This window comes from Flavobacterium cerinum, from assembly GCF_004028155.1.
Classification (GTDB): Bacteria; Bacteroidota; Bacteroidia; order Flavobacteriales; family Flavobacteriaceae; genus Flavobacterium; species Flavobacterium cerinum.
This window is the reverse complement of the sequence record NZ_SBII01000002.1, coordinates 269,722-288,305: the sequence shown is the minus strand read 5'-3', so window position 1 is coordinate 288,305 and position 18,584 is coordinate 269,722. Positions and strand designations below refer to the sequence as shown.

The following is an 18,584-nucleotide window of genomic DNA, read 5'->3' as shown; positions in this document are numbered from 1 at the left end:
ATTTTATGTATCATCGCTTTTAATATTGTTTAGTCTTATTTTGGATTTATTAGATATTCTCCCGGAAGGTCATTACAATCCCATAATGGTGATGCAACTTCTACAGTATAATTGGACATAATAGGAACTCCTGTTTTAAGGATATAAGACCTTACTACCCTAATCACCAAAGTACCATATTGCTCATAGGAACCGGAAACGAACATTATACCATCGTCACTATAGTATGTTTTCTGGCAAAGCCTTCTAATTACCTCATTACCATTTGTATATTCAAATATACCACTAGCATCCATTGCCTTAGCACCTTCAAGAACAAACTGTTCAATTCTTGGGTCGAGGGCTCCACTAGCACCTGTTTTTTGAAGATCTGTACGATTTTGAGTTTCTACAGACTGCATGTCGTCCTTAGAGCACCCAGCAAGCGTAAACCCTGCAATCACTGCAATTAATAAGATTTTTTTCATTTAGTATTGATTTAGTTGGTTGGTTTTGCCTACTCTTTGTCAGCGTTTTCGGCGTTCCGCTTATACGGGTTAATGATTAATAAATTCCTTCTCAAAAATATAATTAGAGACTAAAAGGCTACTGTAAAAATACAAATCTAATTTTAGACTTTATGCGAATAATTCTTACAAAACATAAAAATCTGTTTTTTTTAGATGTTAATTATTTTTTTTTTAACTAAAAGAAAATCAATACTCAAAACTTTAGAACATCAAAAAAATTGAGACATCAAGTATAAAAAACCTGAAACAGCCCGTAAATACAGTAAGTACTAAAAATAATTATTCCACTTCCCGAATCCCTATTTGGATACAGAAAGTGGAATAATAAAGTTTTGCCTTTTTAGAAAATTATAGTGCCAATTGTAACTCTCTAAAATAATATTTTTACCATTTGATGATAGCACTACCCCATGTAAATCCGCTGCCAAAAGCTGCCAGCACTACGGTATCACCCGATTTAATTTTTCCGAGTTCCCAAGCCTCTGTTAAAGCAATTGGAATAGAGGCTGCAGTAGTATTACCATACTTCATAATGTTGTTGTACACCTGATCATCTGTTAGTCCAAACTTTTGCTGGATAAACTGTGCTATTCTTAGATTAGCCTGATGCGGTATCAGCATATCAATATCACTTACATCAAGGTTGTTTGCTTTAAGCCCCTCATTGATAACTTCACTAAAACGCACAACTGCGTTTTTAAATACAAACTGACCGTTCATGTATGGAAAATAGCTTTCGTCATTAGGATCTGCATCTGCAATAATATCGGTTACCCATCGCTTGCCCATTCCAGGAGCTATAAGTGACAATTCTTCGGCGTGCTGCCCTTCTGAATGCAAATGTGTAGAAAGTATTCCTTTAGTAAGATCTTCTTCACGGGTAAGTACTGCTGCTCCTGCTCCATCTCCAAAAATAACCGATACACCACGGCCCCTTGTTGTCATGTCCAGTCCTGTAGAATGAAGTTCAGATCCTATAATAAGTATGTTTTTGTACATACCGGTTTTAATAAACTGATCGGCAACCGATAGCGCATAGATAAATCCTGAACACTGGTTACGAACATCAAGCGCACCTATTGTTCGTTTCATACCTAAATCTCTTTGTACAAGTACTCCCGGCCCTGGAAAATAGTAATCAGGACTAAGAGTTGCAAATACAATAAAGTCAATATCTTCTTTATCTATACCGGCACGCTCTATGGCTATTTTAGCAGCTTTTACTCCCATTGTAGTAGTTGTATCGCCATCGCCTTTAATAACGTGTCTTCTTTCTTTAATACCTGTACGTTCCTGGATCCACTCGTCATTAGTTTCCATGATCTTGGAAAGATCATTGTTGGTCACCACATTTTCCGGAACATAATAGCCTAAGCCTGAAATTTTTGAATGATACATGAATTGTTATTTTAGTAAAATAAGATTGTAAAAATAAACATTCCTTAATAGCGACCCGTAAAAGATTACATTTTTTTAAGGTTTGCTATTTTTACCTTTAAAAATTATTACCGGAGAATAATGTAACATCTTTACATTATTCTATACATATACCTAACTAAGACAATTAAATATGAAATTATTTATTACCACACTACTTCTCATTGTTACCGGCCTTAGAGTTGGTGCGCAGGAGAATGTTACTTACCAGAAACCTCCAAAAGAAATATTGGAACTTGTAGATGTGCAGCGTGCACCATCTGTATCTATGGACAGTAAAAACCGTCATATGATACTTATGTTTAGAAATGCTTACAAAACACTTGAAGATCTTTCTCAGGATGAAATGAAACTGGGCGGACTGCGAATAAATCCTAAAACAAACATATCCAGTACGGTTACTTATGTAAATAACCTGAAATATAAAAAACTGAAGGATAAAGAACCTGTACAGGTTAAAGGCCTGCCACAAAATGCAAAGCTGGCAAACTTTGGCTGGTCTCCGGATGAAACAAAAATGTCTTTTACCAATACTACTGCAACTGGTGTAGAAATATGGGTATTGGATATTGCTTCGCTTACTGCAAAAAAACTTACAGAAGCTACTGCCAATGCCAATATGGGCAATCCTGTGAGCTGGTTTAGAGACAACAGTGCGTTGCTCGTAAAAACACTTCCTGCTGTCAGACCTAAGCTTATTAACACTGCCCAGGCAATACCTGCCGGACCAACAGTAACAGTAAGCGACGGCTCTAAAGCTCAGAACAGAACGTACCAGGATTTGTTGAAAAACAAAAATGATGAGGCTAACTTTGAAACGCTTACAATCTCAGAATTATACAAAGTAACTTTAGATGGTAAAAGTTCTTTATGGAAGCAACCCGATATGTATGGAGGCATTAGCTTTTCGCCGGACGGCAATTACCTATTGATAACTACTATTCAAAAACCATTCTCTTATATTGTAACGCTAGATCGTTTCCCTACAAAGAGCATTATTTATGATACTGCCGGAAAATCAATTAGCACCTTTAATGAAAAACCGCTTATTGAAGATATGCCAAAAGGTTTCATGGCTGCAGAAAAAGGTAAAAGAAGTATAAACTGGAGAGCCGACAAACCTGCAACATTGGTTTGGGCGGAAGCACTTGACGGCGGAGACCCGGCTGTAGAAGTACCCTATCGTGATGAAGTGTTTGAGTTGGTTTCACCTTTTAAAGGAACTCCAAAAAGTTTAGTTAAAACCATAAACAGGTATTCAGGAATAACTTGGGGTACAGACAACATTGCAATACTTACCGATAACTGGTGGAATACCCGTAACCTTAAAGTATATACATTTAACCCTTCGGATGCATCCCAAAAGCCGGAGATCATTTTTGATTATAATTATCAGGATGTATACAGCGATCCCGGAAGTTTTGATACCAAAAGAAACGAATGGGGCCGTTATGTGCTTAATTTAGATGGCAACAATGCCTACCTTACCGGTGATGGCTTTACGGATAAAGGCCAATTCCCTTTTATTGATCGTTTCGACCTGAAAACAAAAAAGAAAACACGCCTTTACCAATCGAAGTATACTGATAAGAAAGAGACACTTAATACGCTGATGGATGCTAAAAAAGGTGAAGTATTAGTACAATTGGAATCTAAAAACCAATACCCAAACTACTACCTTATCAATATGTTCAAAAAAAGCGCTCCGTTACAGGTAACATTTTTTGAGAACCCTTTTAAGAAAATAGAAAACGTTAGCAAAGAGATCATTAAATACAAAAGAGCCGACGGTCTTGACCTTACAGGAACATTATACCTTCCTGCCGGATATGACAAAACAAAAAAAGAAAAGCTGCCAATGATCATGTGGGCATATCCTGCTGAGTTTAAAGACAAAAACAGTGCTGCCCAAATTACATCGAATCCTAATGAGTTTACCTACCCAAATTATGGTTCGCCTGTATATTGGGTAACAAGAGGCTATGCTATTCTTGACGATGCATCTTTCCCTATTGTTGGTGAAGGCAAGACAGAACCTAACGACAGCTTCTTAACGCAGCTGGTTGCCGATGCAAAAGCAGCTATTGACGCTGTAGATGCTTTAGGTTATATTGATAGAAAACGTGTTGCTGTTGGCGGACATTCGTATGGTGCATTCATGACAGCCAACCTACTTACGCATTCTGATCTTTTTGCTGCAGGTATTGCACGAAGCGGTGCTTATAATAGAACGCTTACTCCGTTTGGTTTCCAGAGTGAAGAAAGAAACTACTGGGAAGCTCCGGAAGTATACAATACTATGTCGCCATTTATGCATGCCGACAAAATGAAAACACCTTTATTACTAATTCACGGTGAAGCCGATAATAACTCAGGTACTTTCCCAATGCAGAGTGAAAGGTATTTTAATGCCTTGAAAGGTTTTGGAGCACCTACCCGATTGGTTTTACTACCAAAAGAAAGCCATGGATATGCTGCTATAGAAAGCATACTACACTTACTATGGGAGCAGGACCAATGGCTTGAAAAATATGTAAAGAATAAAAAATAGTTGACAGTAGTCAGTGATTACTGAACAGTTGAGCAACAGATTCTTAACAAACTGATAAGTAACAAAAATGCCCGCTTTATTTGCGGGCATTTTTATTTAAAATATCTTCTATATACAACTGTATAAACAATGACTCGGCTGAAAACTTCTACTTAACCAAAAGCATTCCTGTCTACTGCCAGGGTTACTTCTTCCTCTACTGGAAGCTCCTTGTTGTGTTCAAAGAAAAGCACCTGCCTGCCCAAAGCGGCTTTAACAAGGTAGCGGCTGCCTTTAAAATAACATTGTTTTACAACAACGCTAAGCGGCCCTCCTTCTACAATATGCAGCTGGTGGGGATATAGCAGTACTGTTTCATCAGGGTTTTGAGTAAGCATAAGCAATTCCAGCTTTATTTCATTCACTTCACCAAAAAGCGATGCCGTGTATTTATCTGTGGCATGGAAATAAATATCTTTAGATGGTGCTTTGTCTACTACCTTTCCCTGTTTTATCACTATAGTTTCGTCTGCAAACGATAATGCATCGGTACTGTCATGGGTTGCTACGATTACCGTTATGCCTTTGTGCTTTAGGTAAGAAAAAAGATTTCTTCTCAGTGCATTTTTCCTAAAATTGTCAATATGGCTAAAAGGCTCGTCCAGCAATAAAACTTCCGGTTCTAATGCCAATACTTTTGCAAGTGCAATTCGCTGCTGCTGACCTCCGCTAAGATATTTTGCCTTGACATCGGCAAACTCACCCATTTCTACGATTTCCAGTAATTCGCGAATGCGCTGCTGTTTTTCTTCAGGATAAAAGTTAGAAAGAAAACTGCCTACATTTTCGGCAGCAGTAACAAAAGGCATCAGGTCAAAGTCCTGCGCAAGGTATTTCATGTAGGGCATACCCGGAATAAGATTGTGCTTGGGTCCGGTTACGGGCTTGCCTTTATACGTTATTTCGCCTTCGTTAAGGTCATATAATCCGTAGATTAGCTTAAGCAGTGTGCTTTTTCCACACCCACTTTCGCCTATGACTGCAATATTCTGGCCTTTCTTTACGTTAAAATTTATAGTATGTAGGATGATCTTTTCGGTATAACCAAAAGAGATGTTCTTGACTGCGAGCATTAGTGTTCTATTATTTTGCAAAAGTATTGAATTACTGCAAATAGACCACGGGGCTTAACAATAATAAAGGATAAAAAAATATGCATAAAACTATAAATCAGGACTGAGAATACGACCATTAAATTTTTATAAAAAATTAATAACCTTTTAACTTTTAAATTCTAAAAATATTCTGATTTTCGACAAATAATTGCTTCGCTTAAAAATGGAGCAAAACACACCAACAATCACCTATATACTTATATTTTTTGGCTAAAGAATAAAGGCGTTCCCTATAAGAAAACGCCCTTACCTATCTAACCAATAAATAAAACCCCTTACTATATGGTTGCTGTAACAGCAGCAACAATTATGGCAGTAAGTATTTACAATTACGTAAAAACTTGTGCTGTGGTTTACTATTGTATAATGTTAAAAAGTAAGGCAACACTTAAGAGCCAAAATTACATGAAAAAGACAGTCACGTTTTTAGCGCTTGCATTATCTATGTCGGCGTTCTCCCAAGGACCGTGCTGCCCTACCGGCGGCAATCGTTTTGATCAACTTTCTCTTGAAGCAGAATATGGTCTTAACTATACCCGGAGCCCTATCCAGACTGATTTTAAGCATTGGGGAATAGGCGTAAGATATATGTTTAACGAATACTGGGGTGTTAAAGCTGATTATGCTAACGACCGTTTTAGTTCAGACAATGGCAGACCGGGAACAGGAGGGCTTTACTACAGGCTATCGGCACAGGCCGTATATAACATTGGGAGGACTTTAAACCTTCCCAATCTTACCGGAGGAAGGCTTAATATGCTTTTGCATGGAGGTGCAGGATATTCGCATCTTAATATTTATGACGATGTAGAGAGCGATAACATGGGGAATGTTATTCTTGGAGGTACTTTACAATTATACATAAGTGAACGTTTTGCTTTAACAGGCGATGTTTCGGGCGTTTTAAACTTCCGCCAGCAAAATGGGTTTGACAGTACAAACGTTGGAAAAACCTATACCGGAAAAATATTGAATGCATCGATTGGCCTTACTTATTATCTTGGAAGAAATAAAGGTGATGCCGACTGGAGGTAATAATAGAAAAGGCTGCCAATTGGCAGCCTTTTCTAAATACAAATAGTAGTATGTTTTATTTTTTTGCTTCTTTTTCAGCATCCTGTACCATTTTCTCATTTGCAGTAATAGCAAACTCTACACGTCTGTTTTTAGCCATACCATCTTTAGTATCGTTGCCAGCAATTGGATCTGCTTCACCACGACCTATAGTTGTAAACCTTGCTCCTTTTAAACCTTTACTAGCAAGGTAAGCTTTTACAGATGCAGCTCTTTGCTCCGATAATTTAAGGTTAAGTTCGTCGCTTCCGCTGCTGTCAGTATAACCAAAGATCTGGATATTTGTGTCTGGGTATTCATTGAATACCGCTACAAGCTTATCAAGGTTTCCTTTTGCTTTTGCAGTAAGTGTAGATTTTCCAAGATCGAAGTTTACAGAGTTTTCGTTAAGTACTAATCTAATACCTTCACCTACTCTTTCTACATCTGCACCTGGTAAAACCTCATCTATTTTTTGAGCCTGTTTGTCCATTTTGTTACCAATAACACCACCAACAGTTCCGCCTACAACACCACCAATAATGGCTCCAAGAGCAGTATTACCACCTTTACCAAGGTTATTTCCAAGGATACCACCTATTACAGCACCTGCACCTGCACCAATACCTACACCTCTTTGTGTATTATTAGTATTCTTAACGGCTTCGCATGAGCTTAATCCTATGCTTAGTATAAGGGCAAGCACCAATGCGTAAATTTTTGTTGTTTTCATGATCACGATTTTATTTTTGGGTTTTATTGATATTACATTTTAGAGAACTGGTACACCACTTCTACTGTCTTACCTCCTACAGATACATTATCTACAAGCTGGAATGACGTTTCAGACTGGTTTCTCATTTGTAGGTTATACCCCTGAGATACTCTTTTTGCTTTTTCTCCTTCGGTTATTTTTAGTGTGAAAGCACCTTCTTTAGTTACTGTCCAAACAATTGGACTGCTAAATGATGGGCATCCGCCTTTTTCAATTGTCATTGTTCCTTTGTTGTTGTTTGAAATAAAATTCCATGAACTGCCTACAAAGCATTTAGAATCGGCAATATCAAACGATGTTACTTTGATATACTCAGATCCGGGATAAGTAACGTTGGTGATTGACCAGTTTCCTTTAAGCCCCGTCTGGGATTTTGTGTCAAGGGAAGTACATGATCCTAATATCATTACGAACATGCTTAAAAACAGAAATCTTTTCATAATCATTAATCAGGTTTTAAAGGTTAATTGTTGTCTTAAATTCGGAATAAAGTTAATGAATTTCCTGGCTACATAACAATAGTCATGCCGTTTATTTAACAAGAATAATTTTGTTTTTTTGTAGTACATAGTAGTCTGATTTTAAGCAAAGTATCTAATTTTACACGCAGTAACAATTTGCCCTATCTTGTTTTTTTAACATATTAATGTTTTCTTAAAATCAATTTTCTTTAACAGTTGCTCCTTACAATTTTGTTTTTTATGCCAAAGGCAGTGTCCTAAAAAATGCCAATTTGTCACCAATCATCAATTGGTATCTTATTTGACAGCATTGCAGAAACTAATCATATTAAAAACATTTATACTATGACAACAGGAAAAATTAATGTTTCGGTAGAAAACATCTTTCCCTTAATCAAGAAATTCTTATACAGTGACCACGAGATTTTTTTACGTGAATTGGTTTCTAATGCCACTGACGCTACACTTAAATTAAAGCACCTTACAGGTATAGGCGAAGCAAAGGTAGAATATGGCAATCCTAAAATTGAAGTAAGAATCGATAAAGAAGGTAAAAAGCTTCATATTATCGACCAGGGTATTGGTATGACAGGTGAAGAGGTTGAAAAATACATCAACCAGGTAGCTTTCTCCGGTGCTGAGGAATTCCTTGAAAAATATAAAGATTCTGCTAAAGATTCAGGTATCATAGGTCATTTTGGTCTTGGTTTCTATTCTGCCTTTATGGTTGCAGAGAAAGTTGAGATCATAACCAAATCATATAAAGACGAACCGGCTGTGCATTGGACATGCGATGGCAGTCCTGAATTCACATTAGAGCCATCTGACAAAACTGAAAGAGGAAGTGAAATTATCCTGCACATTGCAGAGGATTCTCTTGAATTCCTTGAAGAAGGCCGTATTGCCGAACTGCTAAGAAAATACAATAAATTCATGCCGGTGCCTATTAAGTTTGGTACCCGCACAGAAACACTTCCTACGCCGGAAGATGCTCCTGAAGATTATAAAGCAGAAGAGATTGAGGTTGATAATATTATCAACAACCCAACTCCAGCCTGGACAAAACAACCGGCAGACCTTACGGATGAAGATTACAAATCGTTTTACCATGAGCTTTACCCAACGCAGTTTGAAGAGCCATTGTTTAACATTCACCTTAATGTAGATTATCCTTTTAACCTAACAGGTATTTTATATTTCCCTAAAATGTCTTCTGACCTACAGGTTCAAAAAGATAAAATACAACTGTATCAAAACCAAGTATATGTAACGGATAACGTAGAAGGAATTGTACCTGAATTCCTTACCATGCTTCGTGGTGTGATCGATTCTCCGGATATTCCGCTGAACGTATCGCGTTCTTACCTACAGGCAGACGGTGCGGTTAAAAAAATATCAAACTACATTACTCGTAAAGTAGCCGACAAATTAAAATCGCTGTTCACTGAAAACCGTGAGGATTTCGAACAGAAATGGAACGATATTAAAATCGTACTGGAATATGGTATGCTTAGCGAGCCTAAGTTCTATGAAAAAGCTGGTTCTTTTGTATTATACCCAACCGTAGATAACAAGTTCTTTACGATTGATGAGCTTAAAGAAAAACTCGCTGCTACACAAACAGATAAAGACGGTAAGTTAATAGTACTGTATGCATCTAATAAAGATACACAGCACAGTTATATTGCTGCGGCAAGAGATAAAGGATATGAAGTAATGCTTCTTGATTCTCCAATCATTTCGCACCTTATCCAGAAACTGGAAGCAGATAACAAAGACTTAATGTTTGTTCGTGTAGATGCAGATCATATTGATAAATTGATCAATAAAGACGAGCAGCAAATTTCTAAGCTTAGCGAAGAAGAGCAAAACAAACTTAAAACTACACTGGAAGAGTTCATCCCAAAATCAGGATACTCTGTACAGTTAGAAGCAATGGACAGTAATGCTGCTCCATTCATGATAACACAGCCGGAGTTTATGCGCCGTATGAAAGAGATGAGTGCAAGCGGCGGCGGTATGTTTGGTATGGGTAACTTCCCTGACATGTACAATGTAGTGGTAAACACGAACAGCGAACTGACAACAAACATATTGAACAGTGACGACAAGACACATCAGGAGGCTTTAGTAAAACAGGCATTAGACCTTGCTAAACTATCGCAAAACCTATTAAAAGGCGAAGAGCTTACCGCATTTGTTAAGAGAAGCTTTGAGCTAATAAAATAAATCGCTGGATTTATTATATTGTTTGAATTATTTGAAAAACCCTGCAGTTCTCACTGCAGGGTTTTTTGTCTCAAACCTTATTTATTAAGGTTTTATATTTCCTTCTATAGAGTCATCATAGGTTTCACCTTTTATAGCTCCAATAGCGCTTTTTATCATGGCAACTGCCTGGCCATGTTTTGTATCCCAATAGTACCCCTCGGTAGGTGTAAACTTTATTACGGTTATTCTTGGATCTTCTTTACCTTCAGTAAACCAATTTTTCATTAACGGATCCCACAATTCATCAATCTTTTGTTTGTCTGTGCTAATGGTTGCTTTTCCATACAATGTCATAAAATCGGTATAGGAAGAGCCTTGAAAAAGAAGCTGTGCTGATGGGTCTGCCTGCAGCTCGCTGTTTTTATGTGAATCATTGGAACTCAAAAACCAAAAGTTTCCATCGTCATCTATTTTCTCTGCCGACATTGGCCGTGTATCAAAAGGTTTGCCTGTAACGATACCTGTACAAAAGAAACATGATCCTGCTGCTTTTGCCAGTGTTTTAATTTTATCTAATGCTTCCTGTCCTGCCAGATTTTTGAAATTATCTTCTTTCTGATTTTTATTAATTGAGTCCATAATTCTTGTTTTTAGTTATTTGTTTCCTTTAAAATTAAAACAATAACGATAGGCAAATTGTTAGTATTCTGCCAAATAACAAGACTTTAGGAAATCAGAAAGTCATTTTTACTCCACTATCCACAGCAAAACCGGCTTTTCTGTTTTTTGCAGTTTGTTGTCCAATTTTGTCATAAAAGCATCGGATACGGCAGGGCAGCCCCAGCTAAGCGGACTATATTTCGGATAGATCTCGGTATTGTGTACTGCTTCCCAGGAGTGTAGTACGACTACCCTATTCTTTGCATTGCTGTTTGTAGTTTCCAAACCTTCGAGCCAGTATTTTACTTTAATACCCCAGGAACTATAATCCCGTTTACCTATCTTGTACTTTCCTACAGATGAGCAGTGACTGTTGTCCCGGTTGCTGAATTTTGCTTTTTCGTACTTGGTATCGTTATCCTCTAATATATCACAACTGCCATGTGTTACAAGGTTGCTATCGATAACTTTTTTTTGTTTGAAGTCGTACACATAGAAACGTTTTTTTCCGGAATGGACGCTCATATCGATCAGAAAATAGTACTCCTGATTAAAGTCTTTCTTTTTACAAAAAGCCAGCGCCTCGGTATGCTGAAGTGCATAATTTTTTGCCGCTAAGGCAGTTTCATTTTCTGAAGAAGACATACAGCTCATCAGTCCGAAAAGCAGTAGAATTGTGGTTTTTATCATTATAGTTAAGGTAAGTATTCCTTATAACTATAAATCTAGTTGATTTAGTATGTGGTAAAGAAATTGTTTCTTATTTTATCTTTTTCATTATTCCGTGAAAGCTTTTCCCAATGGCTGTAGCTGTAAAATGAATGTTATTTCCGTCCACCTTATCGATCGTAACATTCATCACTGTTCCTGGTGCAAGCGGGAATTTAGGCACTGTAGACATGACCAGCATATTCTCATATTCGCAATCGCTTATCCATTTTATTTTAGATATAAGAACATATTTACCACCTTTATGATCTTCGGTAACTGCCTCACCATTTATAGTTACAATAATATCATCGCCATCGGAATCTTTGTACATGAATTTACCTTCGCGCATTATACTGCAATCGCTTTGCTGCGCTTCGTGTTTCGCAATTATAATCCAATCGCAAGGGGCATCCAGTCGTTTTGGTGTAACCGATTCTTCAGGAGTAGAGTAATTGGCAATACTGTTTTTATCGCTCGTAACAAATACAAATTCCCTGTTGTTCTCACGATCTATTATTGACTCCCAATCCATAAGAAGGTTCTGGCTGGCTTTTAGCTTAGGGGAAAGTGCCAGAAGTTCTGCAACTGTCATCTTTGGGTGTACTCCGTCTGCCGACTTTAAATTATGGTCAATCACTGCTATGCCAATTATAGTATCTGAATCGCGGGCAGGTACAATTCCAAAAACTGCGGTATTTTTATATTTATACAGCCATGCTTTACCTCCACCGTCAAAACCAAAGTCGTACGCTAGGATTTCTTCTTTTGTAAAGTCTTTAAGCAGTGCGTCAGTCTCTGTAAAAGACATTCCGAGCTGAACAGGCCCCAGTCCTTCTTTTGTAATTTCATATTTAGAATAATCTAAAGATCCTGGATTAACAGCAACTACTTTAGATTTCACTGTTTCAGCCGTTTTTTCTTTTCCGCAGGCCGTTAAAAACAAAAGGCAGAACAAGAATGTTATATTTTTCATTCGGTAATTTTAGTAGTCAAATATATTTAAAAGAATTAACTTTGAGTAAAACACTATCATTATGGTACTACCCTATTCTTTATACCTGATGGCTTTTCTTTATATTCTGGCAGGTATAAATCACTTTAGAGTTCCGCGCTTGTATGTAAAAATGATCCCGCCGGCATTACCTGCTCCAAAAACAATTAATATTGTTAGCGGTGCCGCAGAAATTATACTGGGGGTATTACTTTGTGTACCACAGCTGTCTTCATTTGCCGCATGGGGTATTATTATACTGCTAATCGCTGTTTTTCCGGCCAACGTATATATGTATATAAATGACAATGCCGCTTTAGGATTACCTAAATGGGTGAGGCTGCTTAGGTTACCTATACAGCTCTTGCTTGTGTATTGGGCGTATCTTTATACCTAAAAATCACTTTTTTAGTAAGCAATTCTTACTTTTAAAACTATTACATGTAGTACAATACCCTCAAAAACAATCGAGATTTAAAAGCTAAATAGCCATTATTGTAAATGATTAGCAATAGAAATTGCATTTTTTATTAAAAAAAATAAAAATTTTCAAATAGAATAAAAAAAATGCAATCGTTTTAAATTGAATTATTTTTTTTAGTAATATTGATTATAGAATAATAAACCTTTTAAAAAATTACCTGAATAAATTTTTTCATCTGATGAAAAAGAGTAACCGCTTAGAATTGGACAAAGAAGCGCTTGACAGGATCGTCACGCTTGCCCAGGAAGAAAAAAAACCTTTTGAGGAAATCAAAAAAGAATTTGGATTATCTGAAAAAGAAGTGACTGACATTATGCATAAGAAATTATCGGCAGATAATTTTGAATTGTGGAAAAAGAAAACCGCTGCTAAAAAGCCAAAACCTAAGCCGCTTAACAGTTTTGAAGACGACGAACTTGATTCTAAATACTATATTAAGAACAAATTTTAAAATATAACTCCCTCTCAGGAGTTTTTTTATTTTCAATACTAAATAAAATCAACATCATTTTTAATAAAATTAATTATTATTTTAATTTTATTAATATATATTTGCATTAAACAAGACAATTATGCAGATAAAAACTCCAAAACTTCCTATTGCCTGCCCTAGCTGCCAGGAGTCACTGCATGTATCGCAGTTATCCTGCCCCGCATGCAGCACGCAGGTATCCGGCAATTATCCGCTTCCTGTTTTACTACGCCTTCCGGCAGATGAACAGGCTTTTATATTGCAGTTTTTTCTATCGGGCGGAAGCCTTAAAGAAATGGCTTCTCAAATAGGTATTAGCTACCCAACGGTAAGAAACAGGCTTGACGATATTATCGAAAAAGTAAAACAACTTAGCAGCGAGGAATAAGCTATAATCTATTAACCACAACCTGACTCTATGAAAAAACTATTACTAAATCCTTTTGAGAAGTACGGTGAGCTGCAGCTTTTGGCCGTTGGAATTATATTGACTGTTGCCGGGAGTATTTTGGCATTTTATTGTAACGCCCGTTTTGACGGTGTAATTGACCTTCATTTTGGCGAAGGCCTTATACTATCAGACCCTTTTATAGACAATGCTATAAATATTGTTTCCCTGTTTATCTTTCTTTTTATCCTTGGGTTAATTATCAATACAAAAACTCGGATTATAGATGTAGTGACAACAATACTAATTGCCAGGGTACCGTTCTACCTTTTGTCTTTAGTGAATTGCACAAATATCATGGTAAGGATACAAAACAATATTGATCCTGCAAACCTTTACAATATTACATTCAGTACTTTAGAAATGATCACCCTGCTTGTTTTTGGTTTAGTAACAATACTATTTTTAATATGGTTTGTTGTACTGCTTTATAATGGTTTTAAAACAGCAACCAATATAAAACAGACTTCACATAAAGTAATGTTTGGCATTGCCATACTATTAGCCGAAGCATTGTCGAAAATTATTCTTTTTATACTTTAAACGATTAACTATATCATGAAAAAATTTACAACCCTATTTTTCCTTTTAGTTTCTACCCTGGTATTTGCACAAGACGTAACCGGAACGTGGTACGGCCTCTTTAGTTATCCCGGAGGTAAAATGAGGCTTACCCTTCACATTACTAAAACCGCAACGGGCTATGCTGCTACTTTTGACAGCCCGGATGAAAAAGCTAAAGATTTACCAATACCCAGTATTGCTTTTGAGAATAATACTCTTGCTTTTGCAGCTCCGGCAGCCAATCTTGACTATAAAGGCACTTTAGAGAACAATGCTATTAAAGGCAATTTATTGGTAAACAATACTCAGATGCCATTGGATTTTGGACGTGAAGAAATAAAAACACCTAAAGCACTACGTCCTCAGGAACCGGCAAAACCTTACCCTTATGTCACCGAAGACGTTACATTTAAAAATGAAAAAGCAGGCATAACCCTGGCAGGTACACTAACACTGCCTAAAAAAGAAGGTAACTTCCCTGCCGTAATACTTATCAGCGGCAGCGGTGCCCAAAACCGTGATGAAGAAATTATGGGGCATAAACCCTTTTTAGTATTGGCTGATTTTTTAACTAAAAATGGTATTGCCGTTTTGCGTTATGACGACAGGGGTGTTGGAAAATCTACAGGTGATTTTGCTGCTTCAACTACTCAGGACTTTGCTACCGATGCCGATGCTGCTTTTCAATACCTTAAAACACGTAAAGAGATCAACAAAAACAAAATTGGGCTTGCAGGCCATAGTGAAGGCGGTGCTATTGCTCCAATTGTAGCTGTAAAAAACCCTGATGCTGCCTTTATTGTGCTAATGGCGGGTCCTGCTATTGCAGGAGATGAGCTAATGATGCTGCAAAACTACATGTTAGGCAAAGCCGATGGTATGCCTGAAGAAGAGCTTACCAAGTTAGCTGCTATTAACCGAAAAGTTTATGATGTTATAAAACAGGAAAGCAATCCTGATGTAATGCAAACAAAATTGCATACCCTGCTTAACACAGAGTTAAAACCTTTATTTGTTTCTAAAGGCATTCCACAGAGTAACATCGACCAATACATCGATATGCAAATTAGCGGATTAATATCACCATGGTATATTAATTTCATGAAGTATGATCCTGCCCCGGTACTTGAAAAAGTAAAATGCCCGGTACTTGCTATTAATGGGGACAAAGATTTACAGGTAACTGCAATGGCAAACCTTAATGCAGTTAAAAGAATAGCAGAGAAAAGCGGCAATAAAAAAATTGTAACAAAACAATTACCAGGCCTTAACCACCTGTTCCAGGAAAGCGAAAAAGGCTTGCCATCTGAATACGGAACAATAGAACAAACGATTTCTCCAGTAGCTCTGAATGAAATTTCGGGCTGGATACTAAAACAGGTGAAGTAAATTTATACCGAACAGCTATGATTATAATTGCTTTAATCTTTATTGCAGTAGGAATTATCGTGAAACACGGTAAAATGTATTCGCTTATGGCTGGATACAATACAATGACGATAGAAGAAAAAGCGAAAATTGATAGCGCAGGGCTTGCCACATTATTTAGAAATGTAATGTTTGCCATGGCCATAGGGCTTACAGCAGGTTATTTTCTTGAAATGTGGCTCAGCAACCCTGACATTGAGTTCTATACTTTCTTTGGTGTAATTGTAACAGGAACAATTTATCTGATCGTAAAGGGCAACTCGGATAAGTACAGATTAGATAACAAAAAGCAATAGCTCCCTGATATTTTTATCATAATTATGTAACATATTTGTAAATCAACCGACTTACAAGGTACATCAAGACATAAATAATGAAACAATTTATCTGTACGCTTGCATTAGCGTTATCCTTTGGCAGTATTGCCGTTGCTCAAAAAAACAATGACGTTAAGGTAGCAATAAACCTTAAAGAAGTAAAAGACGATAAGGTAATGGTTACCATTATCCCTCCTGCTGTTGATACAGAAACAACTACTTTTTATATTCCTAAAATTGTTCCGGGAACCTATTCTGAAGACAATTACGGTAAATTCTTAGAGAACTTTAAAGCACTTGATAAAAAAGGAAAGGAGCTTACCGTTACCAAACTGGATGATAATTCCTGGAAAATAGCGAATGCTAAGAAACTTGCTAAAATAACTTACCTTGTTAATGACACCTATGATGTAGAAGGAACGCATGAGATCTTTTCTCCGGCAGGTACAAACATCTTAGCCAACGAAAACTTCGTAATTAACACACATGGGTTTATAGGCTATTTTGATGCTAAAAGCGAAGTGTCTTATGAAGTTACAATTACACATCCAGCTGCACTTTGGGGCGCTACCTCATTAGTAGACACTAACGCAAGTAATGAGATCGATGTATTTACATCGCCTCGGTATGCCGATTTAGTAGACCACCCTATTATGTATTCTAAGCCTGACTATACTACATTTACTGTAGATGGCATGGAAATACTTATCGCTGTATATTCACCTACTGGAGCGATAAAAGCACAAGACATAACTCCGCAAATGGAGATAATGATGCGTGCCCAGAAAAAATTCTTAGGCCCTATAAACAGTACAAAAAAGTATAGTGTACTTCTCTATCTTTCTAACGGACAATTAACAGATGCCCACGGTTATGGTGCTTTAGAACATACTACGTCAACTACGGTAACTATGCCGGAAGCTTTACCTGTGGATCAATTAATAGAGCAGCTAAAAGATGTAGTTTCTCATGAATTTTTCCATATTGTCACACCATTAAGTGTACACTCTAAAGAGATACATAACTTTAATTACAACACGCCTAAAATGTCTGAGCATTTATGGATGTATGAAGGTGTGACCGAATATTTTGCCAATCTATTCCAGGTAAACCAGGGACTTATTACCGAAGATGAATTTTATAGCAGGATAGCCGATAAGATCAAGCAATCTAAACAATTTGATGAGACGATGAATTTTACCAATATGAGTAAAAACATCCTGAAAGAACCTTATAAAGATGCCTACTACAACGTATACCTAAAAGGTGCGCTTATAGCTATGTGTATTGATATACAAATGAGAGAGCTAAGCAACGGTCAAAAAGGAATTTTAGAGCTTATGCAGGCACTTTCTAAAGAATATGGCAGCAACAAGCCTTTTAACGATGAAGATTTGTTCGCTAAGATCACAACTTTATCATATCCTGAAGTGGGTGAATTTTTAAAGAAATATGTTGCAGGAAGCACTCCCATACCTTATGATGATTATTTCGCTAAGATGGGTGTTACTAAATCGACCGTTAAAAAAACAGGGAACCCTTTCCTTAAGGACGGACAGATTCCTTACATCACTGTAAATCCTTCGAAAGAGATTCTTATTTTACCGGATGCTCCACTTAACGACTTTATGACCAACCTGGGACTTAAAAACTCAGACGTTTTTGTTTCTGTGAACGGCACTGCTTATAATTTTGATAATATTTATGACCTGATAGCAATAAGCGATACATGGAAAGAAGGCGATGCAATTACTATGAAAATTAAACGTGACGGAAAAGAAATGGACATAAAGGGTAAAGTAAAATTACCTAGTGAAGAAGCAGAAGGCTTTCATGCAACAGATGCTTCTAAAACAAAACTTAAAGAAGCATGGCTTAAAGGATAAATTTTATTTGTACCTTTACTTGTACGCAATAAAACTATAAAGCACTATGAAACAACTATTAACATTACTACTACTTGTTTTTGGCTCGGCAGCATTTGCAGCCATTAAGCCTCAAGCTACACCTGTACCAACAGTTGAAAGTCGTCAAAATACATTTATAGATACAAAAAAGGCACCTCCTAAAACGGCCAAAGCACAAGAGAACACAACAAAAGAAATACGCCATAATAGAGAGAAACCTGCAAAAGCAAATACTACAAAGTTTTGCAACAATTTAGAGGGCTCTACTTTAGGACTAAGCGAATATTTTGTAGATTTTGTACACGATAGTAATGTTAAGCTGGTTAAACTGCTTATGTAATATAATAATGCAAAAAAAATATTGATCAGGCTGCTCTAAAGAGCAGCCTGATTTGTTTTTATAAGGTTAAGTAATTAGTGTTTTCTAAAAAGCTGTAAACAAAACCTCCAT

The 18,584-nt window shown here is 36.9% G+C and carries 19 protein-coding genes; 11 read left to right on the top strand and 8 right to left on the bottom strand.

Features of this window, described 5'->3' with window-relative positions; translation table 11 throughout:
• Positions 1-35: 35 nt before the first annotated feature.
• On the bottom strand, positions 36-467 hold the full coding sequence (locus EPI11_RS04305; RefSeq protein WP_128388720.1) for a hypothetical protein: 432 nt from the start codon (positions 465-467) through the stop codon (positions 36-38).
• 426 nt (positions 468-893) lie between these two features.
• Complete coding sequence (locus tag EPI11_RS04300) at positions 894-1,907, bottom strand: 3-oxoacyl-ACP synthase III family protein (protein ID WP_128388719.1); 1,014 nt, start codon at positions 1,905-1,907, stop codon at positions 894-896.
• A 172-nt stretch (positions 1,908-2,079) separates the two neighbouring features.
• Between EPI11_RS04300 and EPI11_RS04295 the strand changes: the two genes are divergently transcribed.
• Positions 2,080-4,497, top strand: coding sequence for an alpha/beta hydrolase family protein (locus tag EPI11_RS04295; RefSeq protein ID WP_128388718.1), 2,418 nt, complete (start codon positions 2,080-2,082; stop codon positions 4,495-4,497).
• Between the two features lie 152 nt (positions 4,498-4,649).
• On the opposite strand, the gene EPI11_RS04290 is transcribed toward EPI11_RS04295, so the two are convergent.
• Complete coding sequence (locus tag EPI11_RS04290) at positions 4,650-5,609, bottom strand: ABC transporter ATP-binding protein (protein WP_128388717.1); 960 nt, start codon at positions 5,607-5,609, stop codon at positions 4,650-4,652.
• 447 nt (positions 5,610-6,056) lie between these two features.
• Between EPI11_RS04290 and EPI11_RS04285 the strand changes: the two genes are divergently transcribed.
• Positions 6,057-6,686, top strand: coding sequence for a porin family protein (locus EPI11_RS04285; protein WP_128388716.1), 630 nt, complete (start codon positions 6,057-6,059; stop codon positions 6,684-6,686).
• 55 nt (positions 6,687-6,741) lie between these two features.
• Here the strand turns inward: EPI11_RS04285 and EPI11_RS04280 are convergent, their stop codons facing one another.
• Together EPI11_RS04280 and EPI11_RS04275 are read right to left on the bottom strand one after the other, a co-directional pair.
• Positions 6,742-7,437 carry an OmpA family protein gene (locus tag EPI11_RS04280; protein WP_128388715.1) on the bottom strand — a complete coding sequence of 232 codons (696 nt, stop codon included), beginning with the start codon at positions 7,435-7,437 and terminating at the stop codon, positions 6,742-6,744.
• A 32-nt stretch (positions 7,438-7,469) separates the two neighbouring features.
• Positions 7,470-7,919 (bottom strand): lipocalin family protein, encoded by a 450-nt coding sequence (locus EPI11_RS04275; RefSeq protein WP_128388714.1) that lies wholly within the window; start codon positions 7,917-7,919, stop codon positions 7,470-7,472.
• A 366-nt stretch (positions 7,920-8,285) separates the two neighbouring features.
• Between EPI11_RS04275 and htpG the strand changes: the two genes are divergently transcribed.
• Positions 8,286-10,169, top strand: coding sequence for a molecular chaperone HtpG (gene htpG / locus EPI11_RS04270; protein ID WP_128388713.1), 1,884 nt, complete (start codon positions 8,286-8,288; stop codon positions 10,167-10,169).
• A gap of 84 nt (positions 10,170-10,253) precedes the next feature.
• Here the strand turns inward: htpG and EPI11_RS04265 are convergent, their stop codons facing one another.
• The 3 genes from EPI11_RS04265 to EPI11_RS19075 form a co-directional block, all read right to left on the bottom strand.
• A complete protein-coding gene (locus EPI11_RS04265; RefSeq protein ID WP_128388712.1) occupies positions 10,254-10,790 on the bottom strand; it encodes a pyridoxamine 5'-phosphate oxidase family protein in 537 nt (178 codons plus the stop codon).
• Positions 10,791-10,898: 108 nt separating this feature from the next.
• Positions 10,899-11,501, bottom strand: coding sequence for a murein L,D-transpeptidase catalytic domain-containing protein (locus tag EPI11_RS04260; RefSeq protein ID WP_128388711.1), 603 nt, complete (start codon positions 11,499-11,501; stop codon positions 10,899-10,901).
• Positions 11,502-11,571: 70 nt separating this feature from the next.
• Positions 11,572-12,495 (bottom strand): hypothetical protein, encoded by a 924-nt coding sequence (locus EPI11_RS19075; protein ID WP_206619090.1) that lies wholly within the window; start codon positions 12,493-12,495, stop codon positions 11,572-11,574.
• A gap of 61 nt (positions 12,496-12,556) precedes the next feature.
• Here EPI11_RS19075 and EPI11_RS04250 point away from each other — a divergent pair, with 61 nt between their 5' ends.
• From EPI11_RS04250 to EPI11_RS04215, 8 genes are all read left to right on the top strand, one after another.
• Positions 12,557-12,910: a DoxX family protein gene (locus EPI11_RS04250; protein WP_128388710.1), complete on the top strand. Its 354-nt coding sequence runs from the start codon at positions 12,557-12,559 to the stop codon at positions 12,908-12,910.
• A gap of 265 nt (positions 12,911-13,175) precedes the next feature.
• Positions 13,176-13,448: a DUF2805 domain-containing protein gene (locus EPI11_RS04245; RefSeq protein ID WP_128388709.1), complete on the top strand. Its 273-nt coding sequence runs from the start codon at positions 13,176-13,178 to the stop codon at positions 13,446-13,448.
• A gap of 121 nt (positions 13,449-13,569) precedes the next feature.
• Positions 13,570-13,857, top strand: a complete 288-nt coding sequence (locus EPI11_RS04240; RefSeq protein WP_128388708.1) for a DUF2089 family protein — start codon at positions 13,570-13,572, stop codon at positions 13,855-13,857.
• 30 nt (positions 13,858-13,887) lie between these two features.
• Positions 13,888-14,460, top strand: a complete 573-nt coding sequence (locus EPI11_RS04235; RefSeq protein ID WP_128388707.1) for a hypothetical protein — start codon at positions 13,888-13,890, stop codon at positions 14,458-14,460.
• A gap of 15 nt (positions 14,461-14,475) precedes the next feature.
• On the top strand, positions 14,476-15,870 hold the full coding sequence (locus EPI11_RS04230; RefSeq protein ID WP_128388706.1) for an alpha/beta hydrolase family protein: 1,395 nt from the start codon (positions 14,476-14,478) through the stop codon (positions 15,868-15,870).
• 17 nt (positions 15,871-15,887) lie between these two features.
• Positions 15,888-16,205, top strand: coding sequence for a DUF3784 domain-containing protein (locus EPI11_RS04225; RefSeq protein WP_128388705.1), 318 nt, complete (start codon positions 15,888-15,890; stop codon positions 16,203-16,205).
• 77 nt (positions 16,206-16,282) lie between these two features.
• A complete protein-coding gene (locus EPI11_RS04220; RefSeq protein WP_128388704.1) occupies positions 16,283-18,112 on the top strand; it encodes a M61 family metallopeptidase in 1,830 nt (609 codons plus the stop codon).
• Positions 18,113-18,158: 46 nt separating this feature from the next.
• Positions 18,159-18,473, top strand: coding sequence for a hypothetical protein (locus tag EPI11_RS04215; RefSeq protein ID WP_128388703.1), 315 nt, complete (start codon positions 18,159-18,161; stop codon positions 18,471-18,473).
• Positions 18,474-18,584: the final 111 nt, after the last annotated feature.